Genomic DNA, 25,028 nt, shown 5'->3' on the forward strand with positions numbered 1-25,028 from the left:
GCTCTTCAGCGCCGATGGTAGTTGGGGGTTTCCCCCTGTGAGAGTAGGACGCCGCCAAGCCATTTGAAAGGTCAGCCATCGTGCTGGCCTTTTTTGTGTTTTAGAAGTAAAGTTAAATAGAGATATGGAAGGTTTTAAAGAGAATCATTGAGGGTAATTAATAAGATATTTTATTTTTACTGTGTGCAAGAGGTATGTAAATACATATAATTTGGAGAAAATAGTTATTACAGAAGAATTAGTGCGTTTTAATTTGCATTATGTGCTTTTCCTTGTATAATAATAGTCAAATATAGTCAAAGTCAGATTGGAGGAGGTCGAGTGAGAAACATATCTGATATTATCGAAACTTATTTGAAGCAAGTACTAGAAATAAGTCAGAAAGATATCTTAGAAATTAAAAGAAGCGAAATAGCAGATAAATTTCAGTGTGTTCCTTCTCAAATCAATTACGTAATTAATACCAGGTTTACAATCGAAAGAGGTTATGTTGTAGAGAGTAAGCGCGGCGGTGGCGGATATATTCGGATAATGAAGGTGAAATCACAGGATTACGTGCAACTCATCAACCAATTATTATCGCTAATCGGTTCTCGAGTACCTCAATCTATGGCTGAAGGGGTCATTGCCCGACTGATGAGCGAAGAAGTCATTAATGAAAGAGAAGCCAAGATTATGATGAGTGTCATAGATAGATCAGTGATATATATAGATTTACCAGATCGTGATGAATTAAGGGCGCGAATTTTAACTGCGATGCTTACAACCTTAAAATATAAATAAAATGGCAGAGGTGATGAATGATGATTTGTCAAGAATGCCAACAAAGACCTGCGACTCTTCACTTTACCAAAATCATTAATGGGAAAAAGACTGAAGTTATGATTTGTGAGAAATGTGCTCAGGAAAAAGGTGAAATGTTCATGGATGCGGGTGGGCATGGATTTTCAATAAATAATTTATTAGCAGGATTGTTAAATATCGAGTCGAATATTCAACAGACAAAGACTAATTCATTCCCTATGAAAGAAGAGAAACGTTGTCCTCATTGTCATCGTTCTTATAAAGAGTTCGTCCATATTGGTAAATTTGGCTGTGCTGAGTGTTATAAAACTTTCAATGATCAGTTAAATCCGATTCTAAAGAGGGTTCATAGCGGTAATACTGCACATATCGGTAAAATTCCAAAAAGAATTGGTGGAAGTATTTATCTTCGGAAACAAATATCAGACCTGAAAGAGAATTTAAAGCTACACATCGATCAGGAGGAATTTGAAAAAGCGGCAGAAGTCAGAGATAAAGTTCGTTCCCTTGAAAAAAGGTATGAGGCACAGGAGGGGAGCGATGAATCATGAGTTTAGAAAAGTTTATGGAGAACGCATTGAGTTCATGGATGCATGATGAAGGTCCTGAAATGGATATTGTATTAAGTTCCCGAATTCGGTTAGCCAGAAATTTTAAAGATTTCACCTTCCCTACCGCCTTTTCCAATGATGAGGCAAAAGAGATTATTGAATTGGTTAAGAAGAGGATTGAAAAAGAAGTTTCACCGGAAATAGGCAATCTTGAACTTCTAGAGATGGATCAAATAAAGTCACTGGAAAAGAGAGTACTTGTCGAGAAGCATTTAATCAGTCCCCATCTAGTGGAAGAATCGGCGAAAGGTGCATGTCTTCTCTCGGAAAATGAAGAAATAAGCATCATGGTTAACGAAGAGGACCATCTTAGGATTCAGTGTTTGATGTCAGGGTTACAGCTTAAGGAAACCTTAAGGCTTGCAAATGTTCTTGACGATTGGATTGAAGAATCCATAGACTATGCATATGATGAGGAAAGAGGGTACTTAACCAGCTGTCCGACTAATGTGGGAACAGGATTAAGAGCCTCGGTCATGATGCATCTCCCAGGTCTTGTACTTACTCAGCAAATGAATCACATTATCCCGGCTATTAACCAATTAGGTCTCGTAGTTCGAGGGATTTATGGAGAGGGCAGCCAAGCTTTAGGGAATATCTTTCAGATATCCAACCAAATTACTCTTGGGAAGTCGGAGAAGGATATTGTGGAAGATCTGACGAGTGTAGTTCAGCAGATCATTGCCCAAGAAAGGTCTGCAAGGGATGCATTAGTGAAGACCTCTCACATACAATTAGAGGATAGAGTTTTCCGATCTTATGGAATTTTATCAAATGCTCGAATCATTGGGACTAAGGAAGCCGCTGCCTGTATCTCCGATGTGAGATTAGGGATAGATATAGGCTATATAAAAAATGTTTCTAAGAGTATCCTAAATGAGTTGATGATTCTAACTCAGCCAGGGTTTTTACAAAAATACGCAGGTGGACCTTTAAGGACTCATGAAAGGGATATCCGCCGAGCAGCTCTTATACGAGAACACTTGGATTTCACGGAATCCTCCTTCTCATAGAAAAAGGCCATTTTTACGTAATGTTCACACTATACAAGTAAAGCAAAGCTTCTGCTAAAGAAAGAAGCTTTATTCAAACGAAAATTCTAAAGGAGGAATTCCCTATGATGTTTGGTCGTTTTACTGAAAGAGCCCAGAAAGTATTAGCATTAGCCCAAGAAGAAGCTATCCGGTTAGGTCATAATAATATTGGTACAGAGCATATTCTATTAGGTTTAGTGCGTGAGGGAGACGGTATTGCTGCTAAGGCATTATTCGCTCTCGGATTAGGCCCGGAAAAGATACAAAAAGAGGTAGAAAACTTGATTGGGCGTGGCCAGGACACTGCTCAAACGATTCATTACACTCCAAGAGCGAAGAAAGTCATTGAACTTTCTATGGATGAGGCAAGAAAACTAGGGCATTCATATGTAGGTACAGAGCATGTGCTTCTTGGTCTCATTCGAGAAGGGGAAGGTGTAGCGGCCCGTGTGTTAAATAATCTGGGCGTAAGCTTAAATAAGGCACGTCAGCAAGTATTACAGCTTCTAGGCAGTAATGAATCAGGTGGTCATCAAGGTTCGGCCACATCTAATGCAAGCACACCAACGCTTGACAGTCTTGCTCGTGATCTAACCGCAATCGCTCGTGAAGACAGCCTAGACCCTGTCATTGGCAGAGGCAAGGAAATCCAGCGTGTCATTGAAGTGCTAAGCCGCCGTACAAAGAATAATCCTGTATTAATCGGAGAGCCTGGGGTGGGTAAAACCGCCATTGCAGAAGGTCTTGCACAGCAAATCATTAATAATGAGGTTCCTGAAATCCTGCGTGATAAACGTGTAATGACGCTAGATATGGGGACTGTCGTAGCAGGGACGAAATATCGGGGTGAATTTGAGGACCGGTTAAAGAAAGTGATGGATGAAATTCGCCAGGCCGGGAATATTATCTTGTTTATTGATGAATTGCATACATTGATCGGTGCAGGTGGGGCTGAAGGTGCCATCGATGCATCCAATATCCTTAAACCATCCTTGGCCCGTGGTGAATTACAATGTATCGGGGCAACGACTTTGGATGAGTACCGTAAATATATCGAAAAGGATGCTGCACTCGAACGCCGCTTCCAACCAATCCAAGTAGACGAACCAACAAATGAGGAATCGATTCAAATTTTGAAGGGATTACGTGACCGGTATGAAGCACATCACCGTGTATCGATTACTGATGAGGCCATCGATGCCGCAGTTAAATTATCTGATCGGTATATTTCCGATCGTTTCCTTCCGGATAAAGCCATTGATTTGATTGATGAAGCAGGTTCGAAAGTCCGCTTACGGTCATACACTACACCACCTAACCTAAAAGAACTTGAAGTGAAATTAGATGAAGTTCGCAAGGAAAAGGATGCTTCTGTTCAAAGTCAGGAATTTGAAAAAGCTGCCTCCCTTCGTGATACGGAGCAACGTTTAAGAGAACAATTGGAAGAGACCAAGAAGACGTGGAAAGAGAAACAGGGGCAAGAGAACAGTGAAGTGACAGTGGAGGATATTGCCAATGTCGTATCAAGCTGGACTGGAGTGCCGGTTACTCGTTTGGCACAAACGGAGTCAGATAAGCTGCTGAATATGGAATCTATCCTTCATGATCGCGTAATCGGGCAGGAAGAGGCTGTCATTGCCGTCTCCAAAGCGGTACGTCGTGCAAGAGCCGGGTTGAAAGATCCTAAGCGTCCAATCGGTTCATTCATCTTCTTGGGACCAACAGGAGTAGGTAAAACGGAGCTTGGGCGTGCTTTGGCAGAATCCATGTTTGGTGATGAGGATGCGATGATCCGGATTGATATGTCCGAATATATGGAGAAGCATTCAACGTCTCGCTTAGTGGGTTCCCCTCCAGGTTATGTGGGATATGAAGAGGGCGGACAGCTGACTGAAAAAGTAAGAAGAAAGCCATATTCCGTCGTCCTGCTTGATGAGATTGAAAAGGCACATCCAGATGTATTTAACATTCTTCTACAAGTTCTAGAAGATGGGAGATTGACGGATTCAAAAGGTCGCACTGTCGATTTCAGGAATACGATTTTGATCATGACATCGAATGTTGGGGCTTCTGCATTGAAAACGGATAAGTATGTGGGCTTCAATATTCAGGATACTGGTCAAGACTATAAAAATATGAAAGGGAAAGTAATGGAAGAATTGAAACGTGCTTTCCGTCCTGAATTCCTGAACCGTATAGATGAGACCATCGTCTTCCACTCATTAGAAAAGGACCATTTGAAGCAAATTGTTACGTTGATGTCCAATCAACTAATTTCTCGTTTGAAAGAACAGGAAATTTTCTTAGAACTTACAGATGCGGCAAGAGAAAAAGTAGCGACAGAAGGATTTGACCCGGAATATGGGGCACGTCCAATCCGTAGAGCGCTCCAAAAGCATGTAGAAGATTTCCTATCTGAGGAATTGCTCAAGGGAAATGTGAAAAAAGGGCAAACAGTCGTAATAGATGTAGTAGATGGTAAATTCGTGGTTAGACAAGGCGAACCCGTCAATATAAGTGAATAAGCTATTTTTTTAACTTCGAGGTACACTCAGACTTTTTAGCAGTGTACCTCTGTTTTTTATTCATAGGTAAAAACTGTTCCTTAGCGGACTACTATATAGAAATTGCAAATAATTTTATGAATAAGAAGGATTAAATAAAACCGGCATATAATATCTTTTATATGGGTATTTTGAGGAAAAAGAGGAGTTATTATGGCAGCAAAAAAGAAAACGAAATTCATGTGTCAGTCTTGTGGATATGAGTCAGCGAAGTGGATGGGAAAATGCCCCGGATGTGGGGAATGGAATAAGATGGTGGAAGAAACTGAAATCGTAAAGCCAGCACGAAAGGGAGCATTCACTCATTCTGAAGTACGAGGGTCTGCGGAGCGTGAGAAGGCGACACCCATTACGACCATTCAGTCGGACAAGGAACCACGAATTACCACGGATTTAGCGGAATTGAATCGTGCCCTTGGCGGTGGGATTGTCCAAGGCTCACTTGTGTTGATCGGTGGAGATCCCGGGATAGGCAAATCAACCCTGCTCTTGCAAGTCTCTTCGCAGTTGGCTCATAAACAGAAAAAGGTATTGTATATTTCTGGTGAGGAATCCATAAAACAAACCAAGTTAAGAGCGGATCGGTTAGGGGCTATGTCGGAGAATCTTCTCGTTTATGCCGAGACGGATATGGACTATATTCAAGAGGCGATCCAAGAGGTCAAACCGGACTTGGTCATTATCGATTCCATTCAAACCGTGTACCATTCAGAAGTGACATCGGCTCCGGGTAGTGTTTCTCAAGTGAGGGAATGTACATCGTCCTTAATGCGGATAGCAAAGACCAATGGAATCGCCATTTTCATTGTTGGACATGTTACAAAGGAAGGGGCGATTGCTGGCCCCCGTCTACTCGAGCATATGGTGGATACCGTTTTATATTTTGAAGGGGAGAGACACCATACATACCGGATAATCCGTGCGGTCAAGAACCGCTTTGGTTCGACGAATGAAATGGGCATTTTTGAGATGAAGGAGCATGGATTGGAAGAAGTGGCGAATCCATCTGAGATTTTCCTTGAGGAACGTTCCCAGGGTGCCTCTGGTTCCACCGTTGTTGCCTCAATGGAGGGTACGAGACCAGTACTTGTAGAAATTCAAGCCTTGATATCGCCGACAAGTTTTGGGAACCCGAGGAGAATGGCTACAGGAATCGATCATAATCGAGTTTCACTTTTGATGGCGGTTCTGGAGAAGAGAGTGGGCTTGCTCCTACAAAACCAAGATGCTTACCTAAAAGTTGCGGGCGGAGTTAAATTGGATGAACCGGCCATTGATCTGGCAGTCGCCATCAGTATCGCATCAAGTTTTCGTGACAAGTCCACCAACCCAACCGATTGCATCATTGGCGAAGTCGGCTTGACGGGAGAAGTTAGAAGGGTGTCCCGAATCGAACAACGTGTACAGGAGGCGGCAAAGCTTGGATTTGAACGTGTAATCATCCCGGCTAATAACATTGGGGGATGGACCGCGCCAAAGGGTATTAAAGTCATTGGTGTTTCATCAGTTTCGGAGGCTCTTCACCATTCGTTAGGGGGGTAAAGATGACAGAGAAAAAAGGGTATGAAAAAACCAAATTGGATATTTTGCAAATTGTGGCGCCTGGTACCCCGCTTCGAGAAGGAATCGAAAATGTACTAAGGGCAAATACGGGTGGCTTGATTGTTGTAGGTGACAACGAAAAAGTACGAGCGATTGTGGATGGTGGCTTCGAGATTAATTGCGCCTGCACCCCGAGCACATTATATGAGTTAGCCAAGATGGACGGGGCCATTATTTTGAATGAAAAAGCGGACAAAATCATTTTCGCTAATGCACAGTTAGTGCCCGATAATAGTGCACCTTCCACAGAAACGGGCATGCGGCACCGGACAGCGGAAAGGGTGGCGAGGGAAACCAAGTCATTGGTAATTGCCATCTCCCAGAGAAGGACAGTTATCACCCTATACCAGGGGAGCTTTCGATATGCCCTTAAAGATATCGGAGTGATTCTAGCTAAAGCTAACCTAGCCATTCAGACATTAGAAAAGTATAAGGTCGTTTTACAGCAGAGCATTTCGGTGTTAGGAGCCTTGGAGTTCGAGGAAGTAGTTACTTATGAAGACCTTTTACGAGTCTTCCATCGGTATGTAATGGTCTTGCGTATCAAATCCGAGTTACTGGCCTACCTCAACGAGCTAGGCACGGAAGGTCGGCTAATTCGGCTACAGATGTATGAAATCTTGGCAGATATCGAAACGGAAGGAAAATGGCTCATCAAGGATTACGCCTCTAACAAGGAAGAAAACCCAGTGGAAATCATTTTCCGTCTTCAAGAGCTAGCCATGCAGGAAAAGCTCGATGAAAGTATACTGCTGAGGATACTAGGATACCAAGGTCACATCCATCTAGATGCTCCAGTACATGCCAGAGGCTATCGGATTCTTCATAAAATTCCCCGATTACCAGGTTTGATCATCGACAATCTGGTGAAGCAATTTGATTGTTTTAAGGAAATCAATAAGGCGACGGTGGAGCAACTTGATGAAGTGGAAGGAATAGGGGAAGTCCGGGCCAATAAAATTAGAGAAGGACTTCGTATTTTAAAAAATCAACTCGTCACAAATCGGAGGATGTAAGATACTGATTACCCTTCTAGATTTTCCTATTTTAACTTGAAATTGAATAGTGTTTATTTTTGACACCCAAAACTCGGGATGCTAGGCTGAAATTACGAAAAAGGACGATGACTATATGAATAAATCACGAGTCCTTCAGTGAATTTCTTGATATATAACGAAAACGAATTTTCAATGGTTTCATTTTTTTTGTATTGGTCAATAATGAGAAGAGGGAGGTGAAAGGGAATGTTAAAACGCATTATACAAGCATGTTTCTTAATAATTGGTGGAACGCTTGGTATGTTACTTATTCCTGAATTATTAATTGTTGTCCATGCAGATGATATTGCTTTATTAAACAATCCTTATGTTAGTGTACTGTTGGGTGCTATTATCTTTTATCTTATAACTTTTTGGGCAGTGGATCATGTGGTCTATTTTATGAAGTGGTTAGAAGAGCAGCTGGTTAAATTTCCAATCACAGATATAATCTTTGGAAGCGTAGGCCTTTTAGTCGGCCTGCTTGCGGCATTCTTGGTAGGTTCAGCCTTCAGTGCGATTCGAGTACCGATTCTAAATACGGTCGTCCCTATTATTCTTACGCTTTTATTTGGCTACCTAGGATTTCAGGTCGGCTTTAAGAAACGTGATGAACTACTGAGTCTTTTCTCAAAAAGCAATAAGAAAAAAGCTGCTGATGGGGGTATGGCTGAAGAGGACGAGGAAGGTGACAGCAAGCGGTTGAAGATCCTCGATACAAGCGTTATCATTGATGGGAGAATTGCGGATATTTGTCAGACGGGCTTCCTGGAAGGAACCATAGTGATACCTCAATTCGTATTAAATGAGCTTCAGCACATTGCTGATTCCTCGGATGCCTTGAAAAGAAACCGGGGCCGGAGAGGCCTAGATATCCTAAATAGGATTCAAAGGGACCTTCCCATTAAAGTGGAGATGTACGAAGGTGATTTCGAGGACATCCAGGAAGTGGATAGTAAACTAGTGAAGCTTGCCAAGATTTCAGGTGGCATGGTAGTGACCAATGATTTCAATCTTAATAAAGTATGTGAGTTTCAAAATGTAGCCGTCCTCAATATAAATGACTTAGCGAATGCAGTGAAACCAGTTGTACTGCCTGGGGAAGAAATGAATGTGCAAGTCATTAAGGATGGGAAAGAGCAGAATCAGGGGATTGCCTATTTAGATGATGGGACGATGATCGTTGTCGAGGGTGGACGTGATTATATTGGGAAACGCATTGACGTACTTGTGACAAGCGTTCTTCAAACATCAGCAGGTCGAATGATTTTTGCTAAACCTAAACTATTAGAAAAAGCATTATAAAGAAGAGTAGGAGAAACTTTTATGTTTTATGAAGTAGTGATACCTGCAGCGGGACAAGGAAAGAGAATGAAGGCCGGCAAGAATAAGCTTTTTATTGAACTATCGGGTACCCCGATCATTGTATATACACTTCGTGTTTTTGAGGAGGATTCAAACTGCCAAGGAATTATCCTCTCGATAAATCCAGCAGAAAAGGATTATTTCAAGGAAATGATAGCCTCCTTCGATTTTAAGAAGGTCAAGAAGCTTGTATCGGGTGGTAAGGAACGTCAACAGAGTGTTTATAATGCTTTGACACATGTAGAAGAAGAAATAATCCTAGTTCATGACGGAGCACGTCCATTTATCGACCAAAAGCAAATTAGTGAATTAACGACTGCGGCAAGTCTCCATGGTGGAGCAATCATCGCAGTCCCAGTGAAGGATACGATTAAAAAAGCAAACAACAGATCAGTGATGGAAACAGTTGAACGATCAAGCTTGTGGTCCGTACAAACGCCACAAGCTTTTCGTGCATCTATTCTAATTAACGCTCATGAAAAAGCGGAAGCAGCATCGTTTCTGGGTACGGACGATTCAAGTTTGCTAGAACGAATCAACGAACAGGTAGTCATTATTGAAGGCAATTATGATAATATTAAAATCACGACTCAGGAAGATTTATATTTTGCGGATGCGATTTTACATAAACAACAAATGAAAAGTGAAGATAGGGGAGAATAAGATGTTTCGAATAGGACAGGGTTATGACGTACATCAACTTGTAGAAGGCAGGCCTTTAATAATTGGAGGGATAACGATTCCTCATGAGAAAGGGTTGCTTGGTCATTCGGATGCGGATGTATTGCTGCACACGGTTGCAGATGCTTGTTTAGGTGCAATTGGTGAAGGTGATATAGGCAAGCATTTTCCAGATACTGATCCGGAGTTCAAAGATGCCGATTCTGCTAAGTTATTGCAGTACATCTGGGCCATCGTCAAAAAAGAAGGCTATGAATTAGGTAATGCAGATTGTACAATCATTGCACAAAGTCCCAAAATGGCCCCCTACATTGAAGAAATGCGTATTAGGATTGCAGAACTCTTGGATGCCTCAGTAGGTCAAATCAATGTAAAGGCGACAACGACCGAGAAGCTAGGATTCACGGGAAGAGGCGAGGGCATTGCAGCGCAGGCTGTTGTCCTGTTGGTTAAAACTAACTGAAACTCGTTTTAGAGTGGAAACCTTTATTACATTGAGGTTAAATGGTAAAATAAAACGTAGAAAAGAAAGACTGGGAGGTCTATATCTATCATGAACCGTGATATTCGTGTTCGTTATGCACCAAGTCCGACTGGACATTTACATATAGGAAATGCTCGGACAGCTTTATTTAATTATTTATATGCCCGTCATAATGACGGCAAATTCATTATCCGCATTGAAGATACCGACAAAAAAAGAAATATTGAAGGTGGCGAAGAAAGTCAGCTGAAATATTTGAAATGGCTCGGAATGGACTGGGATGAAGGCGTAGACATTGGCGGGGAGTATGGACCGTATCGTCAGTCAGAACGGAACGACATTTATAAAGAACTGTTCGAAGACCTTCTAGACAAAGGTTTGGCTTATAAATGTTACTGTACGGAAGAAGAGCTTGAAGCAGAACGTGAAGGACAGGTTGAACGGAACGAAACACCGAAATATTCCGGAAAGTGCCGCCATTTAACAGCAGAAGACCAAGAGAAACTAGTGGCTGAAGGCAGAAAACCAAGCATTCGATTTATCGTTCCTTCAGGAAGGGTCCTTACTTTCAAAGATATGGTTAAGGATGATGTTTCATTTGAAACGGATGGCTTTGGAGATTTTGTCATTGTTAAAAAAGATGGAATTCCAACGTATAACTTTGCGGTAGCGGTTGATGATCACCTGATGAAGATATCGCATGTTCTTCGCGGAGATGATCATATTTCTAATACACCTAAGCAACTAATGATTTACGAAGCATTCGGTTGGGAGCCCCCTGTGTTCGGACACATGACACTGATCGTCAATGAAAGCAGGAAAAAATTAAGTAAGCGTGATGAATCAATTATACAATTCATCGAACAATATGAAGAGTTGGGTTACTTACCGGAAGCGTTATTCAATTTCATAACATTGCTTGGATGGTCACCGGGCGGCGAAGAAGAGATTTTCACCAAGGAAGAGTTCATTAAGCTATTCGAAGCAGACCGTCTTTCAAAATCACCGGCACTTTTCGATAAGCAAAAACTTACTTGGATGAATAATCAATATGTGAAGCAAATGGATGAGGAACGTGCGGTACAATTGTCCATTCCTCACTTAGTGAAGGCAGGCAAGATTTCTGCAACGCGTTCTCCGGAAGAAGAAGAGTGGGTGCGTGGTCTAGTTTCTCTATATCAAGAGCAGATGAGCTATGGGGCGGAAATCGTAGAACTGTCTGGACTATTTTTCAAAGAAGAACTTGAATATGAGCCTGAAGCGAAAGAAGTCCTAGCGGAGGAACAAGTACCTGAAGTCATGGAAGCCTTCCTTAAAGAAATTGAAGGTCTTGAGGAGTTTAAAGCAGACGAAATCAAGAAGTCCATTAAAGCGGTACAGAAAAGTACGGGGCATAAGGGTAAGAAATTATTCATGCCAATCCGTGCGGCTGTGACTGGTCAAACACATGGTCCTGACCTTCCTAAAGCGATTTCTCTACTAGGTAAAGAAAAAATTAAACAACGCATCCTGAGTATTTAATGTTAACAATTAGACCAAAATGTAATATAGTAATTAATAATCTTACAAAAGAACGCGTAGATGGGGAGAAGTAAGTAAACGAAGCTTATTAGAGAGAACCATAACCTGCTGAAAATGGTTTAAGCCTCTCGTTTTCTGAAATGCACCCTTGAGTCCTGTGCTGAACTAACCTATAGTAGGCACAGGCGGAATATCCTCCGTTACAGGGATGAAAGTTGGGAATGGGAGTTGGGCCTTTTGGGTCTGCTATATCCATTCCAAACAGAGTGGAACCGCGCTTAAAGCGTCTCTGTCTATATGGACAGAGGCGCTTTTTTATATGCTTTAAAATTACAAGGATGGAGCATAGGGGGGAATCATCATGTTAAAAATGTTTAAAGAAGATATCGAAGTGGTTTTTGATCAAGACCCTGCTGCGCGCAGTTATTTGGAAGTTATATTGACGTATGCCGGGTTGCATGCCATTTGGAGTCACCGGATGGCTCATGTACTATACAAGAAAAAGTTGTTTTTCCTGGCTAGAAGCATATCACAAATCAGTCGCTTTTTTACCGGAATTGAGATTCACCCTGGGGCGACCATAGGCCGTCGTTTCTTCATCGATCATGGCATGGGAATCGTCATTGGTGAAACATGTGAAATCGGTGACAATGTTTCTGTCTTTCAAGGAGTAACACTTGGAGGGACGGGAAAGGAAAAAGGGAAACGCCATCCTACGATAAAAGATAACGTACTGATAGCAACAGGAGCCAAAGTACTTGGTTCCATTACAATCGGTGAAAATTCCAAGATTGGTGCTGGTTCGGTCGTGCTGAAGGAAGTACCCGCCAATTCAACAGTGGTCGGCATACCTGGAAAAGTAGTCATTAAAGATGGCATCAAAATCAAGAAAGACTTAAATCATTCAGATCTTCCTGATCCAATTGCTGACCGTTTGAAGGTAATGGATATAGAAATCCAAGCGTTAAAAACGGAGTTAGCAAAACAGAAGCAGGAAGAAAGGAGTTTATAATATGGCGATAAAAATATATAACACAGCGACTAGACAGAAAGAAACCTTCATCCCGATGGAAGAGGGAAAAGTAAAAATGTATGTATGTGGACCTACAGTCTATAACTACATTCATATCGGAAATGCCCGACCAGCAATCGTATTCGACACCGTGAGAAGATACTTGGGTTACAGAGGCTATGATGTTCACTTCGTTTCGAACTTTACGGATGTTGATGATAAGCTGATTCGAGCGGCCAAAGAATTGGGAGAAGATGTCCCGACCATTTCAGAGCGCTTTATTAATGCTTATTTCGAAGATGTTTCAGCGCTTGGTTGCAAAAAAGCGGATGCGCATCCAACCGTGATGGAGAACATGGATACAATCATTGAATTCATTTCGACGTTGATTGATAAGGAATATGCATATGAATCGGAAGGGGATGTCTATTTCCGCACTCGTAAATTTGACGGGTATGGGAAACTGTCTCATCAGTCCATTGATGAACTGCGGGTCGGAGCGCGTATTGAAATCGGTGAGAAGAAGCAGGATGCACTAGATTTTGCCCTTTGGAAAGCGGCGAAGGAGGGCGAAATTTCTTGGGAAAGTCCATGGGGATCAGGTCGTCCAGGCTGGCATATAGAATGTTCGGCAATGGTCAAGAAGTACCTTGGTGATACAATCGATATTCATGCGGGTGGCCAAGATTTAGCTTTCCCCCACCATGAAAACGAAATTGCCCAATCAGAAGCGTTAACAGGCAAGTCTTTCGCTAATTATTGGATGCACAATGGGTATATCAATATAGATAATGAAAAGATGTCAAAGTCATTAGGCAATTTCGTTCTTGTTCATGACATCATCCAGAAGCACGACCCACAAGTGTTACGTTTCTTCATGTTATCCGTGCATTATCGTCATCCAATCAATTACAGCGAAGAAGTGCTGGAAAATGTAACGGCAGCTTTCGACCGTTTGAAAACTTCTTATCAAAACCTGAAGCACCGTCAACAAGTCAGCAGTGGGTTAACCGAGAATAATGATGTGTGGTTGCAGAAGGTTGACGAATTGCATGAACAGTTCATAAAGGAAATGGACGATGATTTCAATACCGCAAACGCGATATCCATTCTTTTCGAACTATCCAAACAAGCGAATTATTACTTGATGGAGAAGAATACTAACAAGGAAGTCATTGCAGCTTTCCTTTCTGAATTTGAAACTCTTTTATCCGTTCTTGGCTTATCACTTGAAGAAGAAGCAGAATTATTGGATGAAGAAATAGAAGGCTTGATCCAGCAAAGAATTCAAGCAAGGAAAGACCGTAACTTTGGGTTATCTGATGAAATTCGTGACCGTCTAAAAAACATGAACATTATATTAGAAGATACCCCTCAAGGTACTAGATGGAAAAGAGGGTAACAGATGCTTCAATACGATAATAAAATAGACGAAAAAATGTTAAATAGTCTTGCTCTAGCCTATATGGGAGATGCCGTATTTGAGACCTACATACGGCATCATCTTATTCAAAAGGGAGCGGTGAAGCCTAATTTGCTTCATAAAAAAGCGACATCTTTTGTATCGGCTAAAGCGCAGAGCAAAATCATACATTTTTTTATGGAGTCGGATTGGTTGTCCGAAGAGGAGGCCGCTGTCGTTCGTAGGGGTCGTAACGCAAAATCCGGGACGGTGCCCAAGAATACGGATGTGCAAACATATCGTTACAGTACAGCCTTTGAGGCACTTATGGGCTTTCTATATCTATCGGGCCGAATTGAAAGAATGGAAGAACTTATTGAAAAATCAATTGAATTCATAGAAGAAGAAAAGGGGAAATAACCCATGACTGAAGAATATATTATCGGAAGAAACCCCGTCTTGGAAGCACTGCGTTCCGAACGGGATATTAATAAAATTTGGATTTCAGAGGGCTCGCAAAAAGGGTCTATGCTTCCACTGATCGGACTGGCAAAGGAAAAGAAAGTCTTCGTACAAATCGTGCCAAAGAAAAAAATAGACCAAATGGTAGAGGGAATCCATCAAGGTGTCATTGCGCAAGTGGCAGCTTACGATTACGTGGAGTTGGACGACTTATTCGCCAAAGCAGCTGAACGGGATGAAGCCCCGTTTTTCATGATTTTAGATGAAGTAGAAGACCCGCATAATTTAGGGTCAATCATGAGAACGGCAGATGCGGTCGGTGCTCATGGAATTATCATTCCGAAGCGTAGAGCGGTAGGGCTAACGGCGACGGTAGCGAAAGCATCCACAGGGGCCATTGAGTATATTCCGGTTGCACGGGTTACGAATTTAGCTAGAGCGGTAGAAGAGTTAAAAGAACGCGGGGTCTGGATAGTGGGTACCGACGCGAAAGGTAGCGATGATTACCGGAACATGGACGGCAAGATGCCTATTGGTCTTGTTATTGGAAGCGAAGGCAAGGGAATGGCCAGGTTAATGAAAGAGAAATGTGATTTTCTGATTCGCCTCCCTATGGTCGGGAAAGTAACATCATTAAATGCATCGGTGGCCGCAAGCTTACTGATGTATGAGGTCTATCGAAAAAGAAATCCCCTAGGACAGTAATGAGATGAATATTCTGTTAGTGGACGGTTACAACATCATTGGAGCCTGGCCGGAACTGAGAGAATTAAAAGAAAGAGATCTTGCTGCGGCAAGAGACCGACTGATAGAAATGATGGCCGAATATCAAGCCTTTACTGGATCGAGGGTCATCGTCGTATTTGATGCCCAATATGTTCAAGGAATAGCGAGGGTATTCAAAAATCATAAAGTCGACATAATTTTCACAAAAGAAAATGAAACAGCCGACGAGAGAATTGAAAAAATGGCGATTGAAATGAATAATGTCAAAACGCAGATTCAAGTGGCTACTTCTGACTTCACGGAGCAATGGGTCATCTTTGGCCAAGGGGCCCTAAGAAAGTCTGCTCGTGAACTGTTGATGGATATGGAAGAAATTCAGGGAGAAATAAAGAAAGATGTGCAAAAAACAACGGCAATAAAACCTGCGGCTAAAATCCCTTTGAGTGAAGAAGTAGCAGAAATATTCGAAAAATGGCGCCGGGGCAAAATTTGAACCATTGACGGGCAAATTTTACCTGCTGTATAATATTTCTATCTGAGTCAGGTCAGGGGGATATAATTTGGGTCTCAATTTCGGAATGAAACTGAACGAAAAGTATCTGCAGTTTGATGATGAAGAGTTGATTGAGTTAGTACACACTGGAGACAGTGAGGCGCTAGATTATTTGATTCAAAAGTATCGTAATTTTGTAAGAGCGAAGGCAAGGACATATTTTTTAATAGGTGCAGATAAGGAAGACATCGTACAAGAAGGCATGATTGGTTTGTATAAGGCCGTCCGTGATTTTAAAGGCGATAAGCTCTCTTCTTTTAAAGCATTTGCTGAACTATGTATTACGAGACAGATCATTACAGCTATTAAAACAGCAACACGTCAAAAGCATATCCCGCTCAATTCCTATGTTTCCCTGGACAAGCCCATTTATGATGAGGAGTCCGACCGTACTCTTATGGATATTATATCGGGTACAAAGGTATTAGACCCAGAAGAACTGATTATCAACAAAGAGGAGTTTGACGATATCGAATTGAAGATGGCCGAGCTTCTAAGTGATTTAGAGAGAAAGGTATTAGCTCTTTATTTGGATGGGCAAACCTATCAGGAAATCTCTGAAGAGTTGAACCGCCATGTGAAGTCGATCGATAATGCCCTCCAGAGGGTGAAAAGAAAGCTCGAGCGTTACCTGGAAGTAAGGGAAATCAGTTTATAGTCCCTCCGCTTTTTCCGCTTCATTTCATCTGTCACTAACTCCACTTGAATGTTGCATTCTCAATGGTATGAAAAGGCTAATTGAGTTGACAGTGATTGAGGTGGCAATCCCCTTTGTTATTGACAATAAAAGACAGCCGTGATAAGGTTTTATGGATATAGTAGATAGGATAGGTGTTTCAAATGCAAAAGAAAATCACACTAGCTTGCACCGATTGCGGTTCAAGAAATTATAACTATGATAGCAACAAGTCTAACAGCGCTGAACGACTAGAATTAAAGAAATTTTGCAGCACCTGTAATTCACATACGAATCATAGGGAAACAAAATAACCGTTTTTTAAATAGATTGACAGAAGCAGTCTAATGCTTGGAGGATACATTCATGAAACGCTTAACCGAATTTTTCAGCGGAGTCACACGCGAAATGCGAAAAGTAAGCTGGCCGAAACGTAAAGAATTAACCAAATACACAATCGTTGTAGTAACGACTGTTGTGTTCATGGCTCTATTCTTTCTAGTGGTCGATATGGGCATTTCCGAATTAATTCGCTTAGTTATTGAATAAGAGATTCGAAAATAAGGTATAATAGTGATAGAATAATATGTGTCAGCAGAAAAGCCCGGAAACGGGTTTTTTAATTTGTCTTTTTTAAGAAAAGTTCAAACTCTAGCATTGCTGTTCAATCTGTGGGTATATCCGGATCATGCAGGGTGTTAATTTTGGCTAGTTCGTTAGAAAATAAAGTTTCATAAAGAAAATGATCGATCGCAGGGAGGGAAGGACGTCAAAGTCCTAAAGATATGGAAAAGAATTGGTATGTAGTTCACACCTACTCAGGCTATGAGAACAAGGTTAAGGCCAACCTAGAGAAACGTGTTGAAACAATGGGAATGGAAGATAGGATCTTCCGCGTAGTAGTCCCTGAAGAAGAAGAAACCGAAGTTAAAGATGGCAAAACGAAAGTAACGAAGAAGAAGGTTTTCCCAGGGTACGTGCTAGTGGAAATAATCATGACGGACGATTCATGGTATGTAGTCCGTAATACACCCGGAGTAACAGGCTTCGTCGGTTCATCAGGAGCCGGTTCTAAACCGACGGCACTGCTTGATGAAGAAATAGAAGTAGTCCTTAAACGTATGGGCGTCGACGAAAGCAAATTCGATATCGACTTTGAAGTCGGAGACACTGTTCAAGTGAAAGAAGGACCATTTGCAACCTTTGCGGGTCCAATTGAAGAATTGGATACAGATAAAGGAAAAGTCAGAGTTCTTGTTAATATGTTTGGTCGAGATACGCCGGTAGAACTAGACTTTAACCAAGTGGAAAAATTATAAACGGAAAAAAACTTGAAAAAGCCTTTTGGAAGTGGTAGAATTTCAAAGGTCAGTATGTTTCAAATTTTTAGGCCTCAACGATACAAGAATTCTTTATTAACATATAAAGAATTCAAGATGAGTGGGAGGGTATATCCCTATTACCACATCACGGACTTATAAGGAGGTGTGTCTCGTGGCTAAAAAAGTAATTAAAATGGTTAAATTGCAAATTCCTGCTGGTAAAGCGAATCCTGCACCGCCGGTTGGTCCTGCATTAGGTCAAGCTGGTGTTAACATCATGGGATTCTGTAAGGAGTTCAACGCTCGTACAGCAGACCAAGCTGGTCTAATTATTCCTGTTGAAATCACGGTATTTGAAGACCGTTCATTTACATTCATTACAAAAACTCCACCCGCTGCTGTACTACTTAAGAAAGTAGCAGGTATCGAGTCTGGTTCTGGTGAACCTAACCGTAAAAAAGTTGCTACAGTCAAGCGTGATCAAGTGCGCGAGATTGCTGAAACTAAAATGCCTGACCTAAACGCTGCAAACGTTGAAGCTGCAATGCGTATGGTTGAAGGTACTGCTCGCAGCATGGGTATTGTCATCGAAGACTAATCCATGTAATTGTTATTCGTTTCTACGGGGTTGCGATTGATACTCGCAACCTTTATTCGTGGGAGGTATTACCGTTAAAACCACAATTTAGGAGGATTTATATCATGGCTAAAAAAGGTAAAAAGTATCTTGAAGCAGCTAAGCTTGTTGAAGTTTCAAAAGCATATGCTGTCACAGAAGCAATTGAAGTTGCTAAAAAAGCAAACTTCACAAAATTCGATGCGACTGTTGAAGTTGCTTTCCGTTTAGGAGTAGATCCTAAGAAAGCTGACCAACAAATTCGTGGAGCAGTTGTGCTTCCGAACGGAACTGGTAAAACTCAACGCGTATTAGTATTCGCAAAAGGCGAAAAAGCAAAAGAAGCTGAAGCTGCTGGTGCTGACTTCGTTGGCGAATCTGACTACATCAACAAAATCCAACAAGGATGGTTCGAATTCGATGTAATCGTTGCGACTCCTGACATGATGGGTGAAGTTGGTAAACTTGGCCGCGTATTAGGACCTAAAGGCTTAATGCCAAACCCTAAAACAGGCACAGTTACATTTGATGTAACAAAAGCTGTTAATGAAATCAAAGCTGGTAAAGTGGAATACCGCGTAGATAAAGCTGGTAACGTCCATGCTCCAATCGGTAAAGTATCTTTCGAAGATGCTAAACTAGTGGAAAACTTCACTACTATCTATGATACATTAATGAAAGTTAAACCTGCGGCTGCTAAAGGTACTTACATGAAAAACGTTTCTGTAACTACTACAATGGGTCCTGGTGTGAAAGTTGATTCTTCTTCTTTCAATAAATAAATTTGACATACCAAAACTATTATTGTTATAATATGTTTTGTTGTGATAAATGAATATCATTTGTACCGAAGACAGTAGGTGCTCTATATGAGCTTAATACCCTGCCGAGGTAATTCGATAAAAATAGTCGTTGACTATGACCTTTGAAATTACTGCCTTCATGTCTGCAATAGAGATGAAGGCTTTTTCTTTGAAACGGTATAAATGTTTTCAAGCAAATCTACAGGAGGTGTAAGGATGAACGCAATTATTGAACAAAAGCAAACTATCGTTGCTGAGATTACTGATAAATTAACAGCTAGCAAATCCACAGTTGTTGTTGACTACCGTGGTTTGACTGTTGCTGAATTAACAGAACTTCGTAAGCAACTTCGTGAAGCTGGCGTTGAGTTCAAGGTTTACAAAAACTCTTTGGCTCGTCGTGCTGCTGAAAGTGCTGAACTTAGCTCTTTAAACGAATCTCTAACAGGACCAAATGCAATTGCATTCTCGAATGAAGATGTTATTGCGCCAGCTAAAATCCTTAACGATTTTGCGAAAAAACATGAAGCGTTAGAAATTAAAGCTGGAGTTATCGAAGGAAATGTTGCATCTGCTGAAGATATTAAAGCTCTTGCAGAACTACCTTCACGCGAAGGCCTACTTTCAATGTTGCTAAGTGTGCTACAAGCACCTATGCGCGGTCTTGCTCTTGCTACAAAAGCAGTTGCAGAACAAAAAGAAGAACAAGGCGCGTAAGCTAACCGCTTATTCAGCCTATTGAACCAAAAAAAACCAACCATTTCGAGGAGGAAATAACAATGACTAAAGATCAAATCATTGAAGCAGTTAAAAACATGACTGTTCTAGAATTAAACGACCTTGTAAAAGCAATCGAAGAAGAATTTGGCGTAACTGCTGCTGCACCTGTAGCTGTAGCTGCTGCTGGTGGCGCTGCTGCTGAAGAAAAAACTGAGTTTGATGTAGTTCTTACATCTGCTGGAGATTCAAAAATCAAAGTTATCAAAGCTGTACGTGAAGCAACTGGTCTTGGACTTAAAGAAGCGAAAGAAGTTGTTGATAACACTCCAAAAGCAATCAAAGAAGGCGTTTCTAAAGAGGAAGCTGAAGAACTTAAAGCTAAACTTGAAGAAGTTGGAGCTGGCGTTGAAGTTAAGTAATCTTGCATAAACAAAAAGCTCGCTATCACTGGCGAGCTTTTTTCTCTTCATTTTAAAGACAAATGAAAGATGGTTTAGTAAGAAAGTATACAAACTTTTAGACATGCAAGTATCCATTCTTCAAATCTCTTCTCTCGTTTAATCTTCAATATTCCTTTCTGATAGGGGGAGATGACTCTGACAGAGCATTACTACTCACAAAAACCGGATGTCGAAAGCAATCCTAAGTTTTGGGATTTTAAACTAAAAGGACGCACATTCCATTTTAAAAGTGATAATGGCGTTTTTTCAAAAAAAGAGGTTGATTTTGGTTCTCGCCTTTTGGTAGAAACCTTCAATCTCAATGAAGCTGTAAAAGGGAATATTCTTGATGTCGGTTGTGGTTATGGACCCATTGGAATTTCGATTGCTTCAGCTTATCCCGAAAGAACGGTAGAAATGATAGATATCAATAGCCGGGCAGTTGAATTATCGAAGGAAAATGCCGCTTCAAATGGTATCGCTAATGTAAAGGTATATGAAAGCGATCGCTTTGAAAAAGTAGGTTCTGAACAATTCGCTGCAATTCTTACTAACCCTCCCATTCGCGCAGGTAAAAGTGTAGTCCACGAAATACTGGAAGAAAGCTATCGGAGTTTGGTAGCTGGTGGAGAACTATGGGTTGTCATTCAAAAAAAGCAAGGCGCTCCGTCCGCCATGGATAAACTAGAGCTGTTATTTGGAAATGTCGAAGTGGCTGTTAAGAAAAAAGGCTACTACATACTATTATCCAAAAAAGTTTGACTCTAAATTTTCGCTATGTTAGTATTATAAAATGCATATATATAATTCCGTTACTATGCAATTTTTATACCATTGGTGTATAACCAATGGATAATATGGGAAAAATATATAAATAATAGTTCGTTTTATGAGAAATAGTGGTTTTTAAAATAAAAACCATTTTCTTTTTGTCTATGGATTGGATTCCTTTTTCCGTGGCAAATAGATCCTTATAACGCTTGATTTAAGGGGTGAATCAGTTGACAGGTCAACTTGTTCAGTATGGACGACACCGCCAACGTAGAAGTTATGCAAGAATCAGTGAGGTTTTGGATCTTCCGAATCTGATTGAAATTCAAACGGCTTCTTATCAATGGTTTTTAGATGTAGGTTTAAAAGAAATGTTCCAAGATATTTCACCTATTGAGGATTTCACAGGTAATTTATCATTAGAATTCATCGATTACAGCCTAGCTGAACCGAAGTATTCTGTAGAAGAAACAAAAGAACGCGATGTTACTTATTCTGCGCCACTTCGTGTGAAAGTACGCCTTGTTAACAAGGAAACTGGTGAAGTGAAAGACCAGGATGTATTCATGGGTGATTTCCCACTTATGACTGAAACGGGCACATTTGTCATCAATGGTGCTGAACGTGTAATCGTATCCCAATTAGTACGCTCACCGAGTGTTTACTATAATGGGAAAATGGATAAGAACGGTAAGCTTGGTTTCTCTGCGACCGTTATTCCTAACCGTGGTGCATGGCTTGAATATGAGACAGACGCCAAGGACGTAGTTTATGTTCGAATCGACCGGACTAGGAAATTACCTATCACGGTTTTGATGCGTGCACTAGGCTTCGGAACTGATCAAGAAATCATCGATTTAATCGGTGATAATGAATACCTTCGCAACACTCTTGAAAAAGACAACACAGAGAGTGTAGAAAAAGCATTACTAGAAATCTATGAACGTCTTCGTCCAGGTGAACCACCTACAGTCGAAAACGCGAAAAGTCTATTAGTATCCCGCTTTTTCGATCCAAAACGTTATGATTTAGCTAATGTTGGTCGCTATAAGATCAATAAAAAGTTGCATATCAAGAATCGTCTTTTCGGACAAAAAATTGCCGAAACATTAATTGATCCTGAAACCGGAGAAATTATTGTTGAAAAGGGCACATTGCTTGATCGACGGACTCTCGATAAGATTCTGCCTAACCTAGAAGCAGGAATCGGTTTTAAAACATTCCATCCATCTGGTGGAGTAGTGGAAGAAGAAACTCTTCTTCAACCTATTAAAGTGTTTGCACCGAATGATGCTGAAGGCGAAAAAGTAATTAATATCATCGGAAATGCTTATGTAACCGATCAGGTTAAAAACATTACACCAGCTGATATAATCTCTTCTATTAGTTATTTCTTTAATTTGCTTCATGGCGTGGGAATCACAGATGATATTGACCATTTAGGAAACCGTCGTCTGCGTTCTGTTGGTGAATTGTTGCAAAACCAATTCAGAATCGGTTTGTCCCGTATGGAACGTGTCGTTCGTGAAAGAATGTCCATTCAAGATACGAATACGATCACTCCTCAGCAATTGATTAACATTCGTCCTGTTATAGCATCTATTAAAGAATTCTTTGGTAGCTCACAGCTTTCACAATTCATGGACCAAACGAATCCTTTAGCTGAATTGACGCACAAACGTCGTCTATCTGCATTGGGACCTGGTGGTTTGACTCGTGAACGTGCTGGATTTGAAGTGCGTGACGTTCATTACTCCCACTATGGCCGTATGTGTCCGATTGAAACGCCTGAGGGACCGAATATCGGTCTGATCAACTCCTTATCAAGTTTTGCAAAGGTAAATCCATATGGATTCATTGAAACACCATATCGCCGTGTTGACCATGAAACTGGGAAAATCACTAGCAAAATTGATTACTTGACGGCTGATGAAGAAGATAACTACGTAGTAGCCCAAGCGAATGTTCGTCTATCAGATGATGGTACATTCCTTGATGATATGGTAGTTGCACGTTTCCGCGGTGAGAATACCGTTGTTCCGCGTGACCGCGTAGATTATATGGATGTATCGCCTAAACAAGTCGTTTCTGCTGCGACTGCATGTATTCCTTTCTTGGAAAACGATGACTCCAACCGTGCCCTAATGGGAGCGAACATGCAACGTCAAGCAGTACCTTTATTACAACCAGAAGCACCAAGAGTCGGAACGGGTATGGAATATGTTTCGGCGAAAGACTCTGGGGCTGCTGTCATCTGTAAACACCCTGGTATCGTAGAACACGTGGAATCGCGTGAAGTATGGGTGCGTCGGGTAAGTGAAGTAGACGGTCAGCAAGTAAAAGGTAACCTTGATAAGTACCGTTTATTGAAATTCATTCGTTCCAACCAAGGAACGTGTTATAACCAACGTCCTATCGTTAGCGTAGGTGACAATGTCGTCAAAGGTGAAATTCTTGCTGATGGTCCTTCAATGGAAAAAGGTGAGTTAGCTCTTGGACGTAACGTATTGGTTGCCTTCATGACTTGGGATGGATACAACTATGAAGATGCCATTATCATGAGCGAACGTCTAGTCAAAGATGATGTGTACACTTCTATCCATATTGAAGAATATGAATCTGAGTCTCGTGATACGAAATTGGGGCCTGAAGAAATCACTCGAGATATACCTAACGTCGGTGAAGATGCATTACGCAACCTTGACGAGCGTGGAATAATCCGTGTGGGTGCCGAAGTGAAAGACGGAGATCTTCTAGTAGGGAAAGTAACTCCTAAAGGGGTAACTGAACTTACGGCTGAAGAACGCCTATTACATGCAATTTTCGGTGAAAAGGCTCGTGAAGTACGCGATACATCACTTCGTGTTCCTCACGGTGGCGGCGGAATCGTCCTTGATGTTAAAGTGTTTAACAGAGAAGATGGCGACGAACTACCACCAGGTGTTAACCAACTTGCTCGTGTATATATCGTTCAAAAACGTAAAATACATGAAGGCGATAAAATGGCCGGACGTCATGGTAATAAAGGGGTAATCTCCAGGATCCTTCCTGAAGAAGATATGCCTTATATGCCAGATGGCACACCAGTAGATATCATGTTAAATCCACTGGGTGTACCTTCACGTATGAATATCGGTCAGGTGCTGGAGCTTCACTTAGGTATGGCTGCCCGTGCACTTGGCATTCACGTAGCATCCCCTGTATTCGATGGTGCTACTGAGGAAGATGTTTGGGGTACAATTGCAGAAGCTGGCATGTCCCGTGATGCAAAAACTGTACTTTACGATGGCCGTTCGGGAGAAGCTTTCGATAACCGAGTGTCTGTTGGTGTCATGTATATGATTAAACTTGCACATATGGTCGATGATAAACTTCATGCACGCTCAACTGGACCTTACTCCCTTGTTACGCAACAACCACTTGGTGGTAAAGCGCAATTTGGTGGACAGCGTTTTGGTGAGATGGAAGTATGGGCACTTGAAGCATATGGTGCTGCGTATACATTACAAGAAATCCTAACGGTTAAATCAGATGATGTCGTGGGCCGTGTGAAAACATACGAAGCGATCGTCAAGGGCGAAAATGTCCCTGAGCCTGGTGTCCCTGAATCCTTCAAAGTATTGATCAAGGAACTTCAAAGCTTAGGATTAGACGTTAAAATCATGAATGCTGAGGACCGCGAGATTGAAATGCGTGACTTAGAAGATGAAGAAGACCCTAATCAATCAGACAAATTAAGCCTGGATACAGAAACAAAAGATATGGTTGCTACTGAAGCAGGAGCACCATCAAAAGAATAAATAATTTAAATAAATCAATCTA

The 25,028-nt window shown here is 41.3% G+C and carries 25 protein-coding genes and 2 other annotated features; all 25 genes read left to right on the forward strand.

All coding sequences use genetic code 11. The features are described 5' to 3' along the window. Nucleotides 1-321: 321 nt before the first annotated feature. Nucleotides 322-783 carry a CtsR family transcriptional regulator gene (locus ACIQXN_RS20205; RefSeq protein ID WP_402970961.1) on the forward strand — a complete coding sequence of 154 codons (462 nt, stop codon included), beginning with the start codon at nucleotides 322-324 and terminating at the stop codon, nucleotides 781-783. 20 nt (nucleotides 784-803) lie between these two features. Further along, nucleotides 804-1,355, forward strand: a complete 552-nt coding sequence (gene mcsA / locus ACIQXN_RS20210) for a protein-arginine kinase activator protein McsA (protein WP_402970964.1) — start codon at nucleotides 804-806, stop codon at nucleotides 1,353-1,355. Beyond that, a complete protein-coding gene (gene mcsB / locus ACIQXN_RS20215; protein ID WP_402970967.1) occupies nucleotides 1,352-2,428 on the forward strand; it encodes a protein-arginine kinase McsB in 1,077 nt (358 codons plus the stop codon). The genes mcsA and mcsB overlap by 4 nt, the downstream gene beginning before the upstream one ends. A gap of 104 nt (nucleotides 2,429-2,532) precedes the next feature. Then, complete coding sequence (gene clpC / locus ACIQXN_RS20220) at nucleotides 2,533-4,974, forward strand: ATP-dependent protease ATP-binding subunit ClpC (RefSeq protein WP_402970970.1); 2,442 nt, start codon at nucleotides 2,533-2,535, stop codon at nucleotides 4,972-4,974. A 192-nt stretch (nucleotides 4,975-5,166) separates the two neighbouring features. Beyond that, complete coding sequence (gene radA, locus ACIQXN_RS20225; protein ID WP_402970973.1) at nucleotides 5,167-6,555, forward strand: DNA repair protein RadA; 1,389 nt, start codon at nucleotides 5,167-5,169, stop codon at nucleotides 6,553-6,555. A 2-nt stretch (nucleotides 6,556-6,557) separates the two neighbouring features. Next, the gene (disA, locus tag ACIQXN_RS20230) at nucleotides 6,558-7,631 is read left to right on the forward strand and encodes a DNA integrity scanning diadenylate cyclase DisA (RefSeq protein WP_402970976.1); all 1,074 of its coding nucleotides are present in this window, start codon (nucleotides 6,558-6,560) and stop codon (nucleotides 7,629-7,631) included. Between the two features lie 228 nt (nucleotides 7,632-7,859). Further along, nucleotides 7,860-8,957 carry a PIN/TRAM domain-containing protein gene (locus ACIQXN_RS20235; RefSeq protein WP_402970979.1) on the forward strand — a complete coding sequence of 366 codons (1,098 nt, stop codon included), beginning with the start codon at nucleotides 7,860-7,862 and terminating at the stop codon, nucleotides 8,955-8,957. 21 nt (nucleotides 8,958-8,978) lie between these two features. Beyond that, nucleotides 8,979-9,680, forward strand: a complete 702-nt coding sequence (gene ispD, locus ACIQXN_RS20240) for a 2-C-methyl-D-erythritol 4-phosphate cytidylyltransferase (RefSeq protein ID WP_402970982.1) — start codon at nucleotides 8,979-8,981, stop codon at nucleotides 9,678-9,680. A gap of 1 nt (nucleotide 9,681) precedes the next feature. Continuing rightward, nucleotides 9,682-10,161 (forward strand): 2-C-methyl-D-erythritol 2,4-cyclodiphosphate synthase, encoded by a 480-nt coding sequence (gene ispF, locus ACIQXN_RS20245; RefSeq protein WP_402970985.1) that lies wholly within the window; start codon nucleotides 9,682-9,684, stop codon nucleotides 10,159-10,161. Nucleotides 10,162-10,251: 90 nt separating this feature from the next. Next, nucleotides 10,252-11,703: a glutamate--tRNA ligase gene (gene gltX, locus ACIQXN_RS20250; protein WP_402970987.1), complete on the forward strand. Its 1,452-nt coding sequence runs from the start codon at nucleotides 10,252-10,254 to the stop codon at nucleotides 11,701-11,703. A 48-nt stretch (nucleotides 11,704-11,751) separates the two neighbouring features. Beyond that, nucleotides 11,752-11,997, forward strand: a binding site (T-box leader). A gap of 67 nt (nucleotides 11,998-12,064) precedes the next feature. After that, the gene (gene cysE, locus ACIQXN_RS20255; RefSeq protein ID WP_402970990.1) at nucleotides 12,065-12,715 is read left to right on the forward strand and encodes a serine O-acetyltransferase; all 651 of its coding nucleotides are present in this window, start codon (nucleotides 12,065-12,067) and stop codon (nucleotides 12,713-12,715) included. A 1-nt stretch (nucleotide 12,716) separates the two neighbouring features. After that, nucleotides 12,717-14,117 (forward strand): cysteine--tRNA ligase, encoded by a 1,401-nt coding sequence (gene cysS, locus ACIQXN_RS20260; RefSeq protein WP_402970993.1) that lies wholly within the window; start codon nucleotides 12,717-12,719, stop codon nucleotides 14,115-14,117. A 3-nt stretch (nucleotides 14,118-14,120) separates the two neighbouring features. Next, nucleotides 14,121-14,537 carry a Mini-ribonuclease 3 gene (locus ACIQXN_RS20265; protein ID WP_402970996.1) on the forward strand — a complete coding sequence of 139 codons (417 nt, stop codon included), beginning with the start codon at nucleotides 14,121-14,123 and terminating at the stop codon, nucleotides 14,535-14,537. A gap of 3 nt (nucleotides 14,538-14,540) precedes the next feature. After that, nucleotides 14,541-15,284 carry a 23S rRNA (guanosine(2251)-2'-O)-methyltransferase RlmB gene (rlmB, locus tag ACIQXN_RS20270; RefSeq protein WP_402970998.1) on the forward strand — a complete coding sequence of 248 codons (744 nt, stop codon included), beginning with the start codon at nucleotides 14,541-14,543 and terminating at the stop codon, nucleotides 15,282-15,284. A gap of 4 nt (nucleotides 15,285-15,288) precedes the next feature. Next, nucleotides 15,289-15,798, forward strand: coding sequence for an NYN domain-containing protein (locus tag ACIQXN_RS20275; RefSeq protein WP_402971001.1), 510 nt, complete (start codon nucleotides 15,289-15,291; stop codon nucleotides 15,796-15,798). Nucleotides 15,799-15,883: 85 nt separating this feature from the next. After that, nucleotides 15,884-16,516 carry an RNA polymerase sporulation sigma factor SigH gene (sigH, locus tag ACIQXN_RS20280; RefSeq protein WP_402875764.1) on the forward strand — a complete coding sequence of 211 codons (633 nt, stop codon included), beginning with the start codon at nucleotides 15,884-15,886 and terminating at the stop codon, nucleotides 16,514-16,516. 182 nt (nucleotides 16,517-16,698) lie between these two features. Then, entirely contained in the window at nucleotides 16,699-16,848 is a 150-nt protein-coding gene (gene rpmG, locus ACIQXN_RS20285; RefSeq protein WP_402971004.1) for a 50S ribosomal protein L33, read from the forward strand. A gap of 52 nt (nucleotides 16,849-16,900) precedes the next feature. Continuing rightward, nucleotides 16,901-17,083 (forward strand): preprotein translocase subunit SecE, encoded by a 183-nt coding sequence (secE, locus tag ACIQXN_RS20290; RefSeq protein ID WP_402971006.1) that lies wholly within the window; start codon nucleotides 16,901-16,903, stop codon nucleotides 17,081-17,083. Between the two features lie 236 nt (nucleotides 17,084-17,319). Continuing rightward, a complete protein-coding gene (gene nusG, locus ACIQXN_RS20295; RefSeq protein WP_402875730.1) occupies nucleotides 17,320-17,853 on the forward strand; it encodes a transcription termination/antitermination protein NusG in 534 nt (177 codons plus the stop codon). 175 nt (nucleotides 17,854-18,028) lie between these two features. Continuing rightward, nucleotides 18,029-18,454, forward strand: coding sequence for a 50S ribosomal protein L11 (gene rplK, locus ACIQXN_RS20300; protein ID WP_053349074.1), 426 nt, complete (start codon nucleotides 18,029-18,031; stop codon nucleotides 18,452-18,454). Nucleotides 18,455-18,558: 104 nt separating this feature from the next. Beyond that, nucleotides 18,559-19,254: a 50S ribosomal protein L1 gene (rplA, locus tag ACIQXN_RS20305; protein WP_402971009.1), complete on the forward strand. Its 696-nt coding sequence runs from the start codon at nucleotides 18,559-18,561 to the stop codon at nucleotides 19,252-19,254. A 47-nt stretch (nucleotides 19,255-19,301) separates the two neighbouring features. Then, nucleotides 19,302-19,452, forward strand: a sequence feature (ribosomal protein L10 leader region). A 39-nt stretch (nucleotides 19,453-19,491) separates the two neighbouring features. Then, nucleotides 19,492-19,992, forward strand: a complete 501-nt coding sequence (gene rplJ, locus ACIQXN_RS20310) for a 50S ribosomal protein L10 (RefSeq protein ID WP_402971012.1) — start codon at nucleotides 19,492-19,494, stop codon at nucleotides 19,990-19,992. Between the two features lie 62 nt (nucleotides 19,993-20,054). Beyond that, nucleotides 20,055-20,414: a 50S ribosomal protein L7/L12 gene (gene rplL, locus ACIQXN_RS20315; RefSeq protein WP_402875724.1), complete on the forward strand. Its 360-nt coding sequence runs from the start codon at nucleotides 20,055-20,057 to the stop codon at nucleotides 20,412-20,414. Nucleotides 20,415-20,591: 177 nt separating this feature from the next. Further along, entirely contained in the window at nucleotides 20,592-21,197 is a 606-nt protein-coding gene (locus tag ACIQXN_RS20320) for a class I SAM-dependent methyltransferase (protein WP_402971080.1), read from the forward strand. Nucleotides 21,198-21,436: 239 nt separating this feature from the next. Then, nucleotides 21,437-25,006 carry a DNA-directed RNA polymerase subunit beta gene (gene rpoB, locus ACIQXN_RS20325; RefSeq protein WP_402971015.1) on the forward strand — a complete coding sequence of 1,190 codons (3,570 nt, stop codon included), beginning with the start codon at nucleotides 21,437-21,439 and terminating at the stop codon, nucleotides 25,004-25,006. The last annotated feature ends 22 nt before the right edge of the window (nucleotides 25,007-25,028 follow it).

The sequence above is a fragment of the Peribacillus sp. NPDC097295 genome (assembly GCF_044761665.1).
In the GTDB taxonomy this organism is placed as follows: Bacteria; Bacillota; Bacilli; order Bacillales; family DSM-1321; genus Peribacillus.

Bases quoted from the DNA above. Each gene is read 5' to 3' on its own strand.
- secE (WP_402971006.1), top strand. From the start codon at position 16,901: ATGAAACGCTTAACCGAATTTTTCAGCGGAGTCACACGCGAAATGCGA.
- nusG (WP_402875730.1), top strand. From the start codon at position 17,320: ATGGAAAAGAATTGGTATGTAGTTCACACCTACTCAGGCTATGAGAAC.
- rplL (WP_402875724.1), top strand. From the start codon at position 20,055: ATGACTAAAGATCAAATCATTGAAGCAGTTAAAAACATGACTGTTCTA.
- ispF (WP_402970985.1), top strand. From the start codon at position 9,682: ATGTTTCGAATAGGACAGGGTTATGACGTACATCAACTTGTAGAAGGC.
- mcsA (WP_402970964.1), top strand. From the start codon at position 804: ATGATTTGTCAAGAATGCCAACAAAGACCTGCGACTCTTCACTTTACC.
- rpmG (WP_402971004.1), top strand. From the start codon at position 16,699: ATGCAAAAGAAAATCACACTAGCTTGCACCGATTGCGGTTCAAGAAAT.
- sigH (WP_402875764.1), top strand. From the start codon at position 15,884: ATGAAACTGAACGAAAAGTATCTGCAGTTTGATGATGAAGAGTTGATT.
- disA (WP_402970976.1), top strand. From the start codon at position 6,558: ATGACAGAGAAAAAAGGGTATGAAAAAACCAAATTGGATATTTTGCAA.
- radA (WP_402970973.1), top strand. From the start codon at position 5,167: ATGGCAGCAAAAAAGAAAACGAAATTCATGTGTCAGTCTTGTGGATAT.
- rplJ (WP_402971012.1), top strand. From the start codon at position 19,492: ATGAACGCAATTATTGAACAAAAGCAAACTATCGTTGCTGAGATTACT.
- rplA (WP_402971009.1), top strand. From the start codon at position 18,559: ATGGCTAAAAAAGGTAAAAAGTATCTTGAAGCAGCTAAGCTTGTTGAA.
- rlmB (WP_402970998.1), top strand. From the start codon at position 14,541: ATGACTGAAGAATATATTATCGGAAGAAACCCCGTCTTGGAAGCACTG.
- cysS (WP_402970993.1), top strand. From the start codon at position 12,717: ATGGCGATAAAAATATATAACACAGCGACTAGACAGAAAGAAACCTTC.
- gltX (WP_402970987.1), top strand. From the start codon at position 10,252: ATGAACCGTGATATTCGTGTTCGTTATGCACCAAGTCCGACTGGACAT.
- ispD (WP_402970982.1), top strand. From the start codon at position 8,979: ATGTTTTATGAAGTAGTGATACCTGCAGCGGGACAAGGAAAGAGAATG.
- ACIQXN_RS20265 (WP_402970996.1), top strand. From the start codon at position 14,121: ATGCTTCAATACGATAATAAAATAGACGAAAAAATGTTAAATAGTCTT.
- ACIQXN_RS20235 (WP_402970979.1), top strand. From the start codon at position 7,860: ATGTTAAAACGCATTATACAAGCATGTTTCTTAATAATTGGTGGAACG.
- cysE (WP_402970990.1), top strand. From the start codon at position 12,065: ATGTTAAAAATGTTTAAAGAAGATATCGAAGTGGTTTTTGATCAAGAC.
- clpC (WP_402970970.1), top strand. From the start codon at position 2,533: ATGATGTTTGGTCGTTTTACTGAAAGAGCCCAGAAAGTATTAGCATTA.
- ACIQXN_RS20275 (WP_402971001.1), top strand. From the start codon at position 15,289: ATGAATATTCTGTTAGTGGACGGTTACAACATCATTGGAGCCTGGCCG.
- mcsB (WP_402970967.1), top strand. From the start codon at position 1,352: ATGAGTTTAGAAAAGTTTATGGAGAACGCATTGAGTTCATGGATGCAT.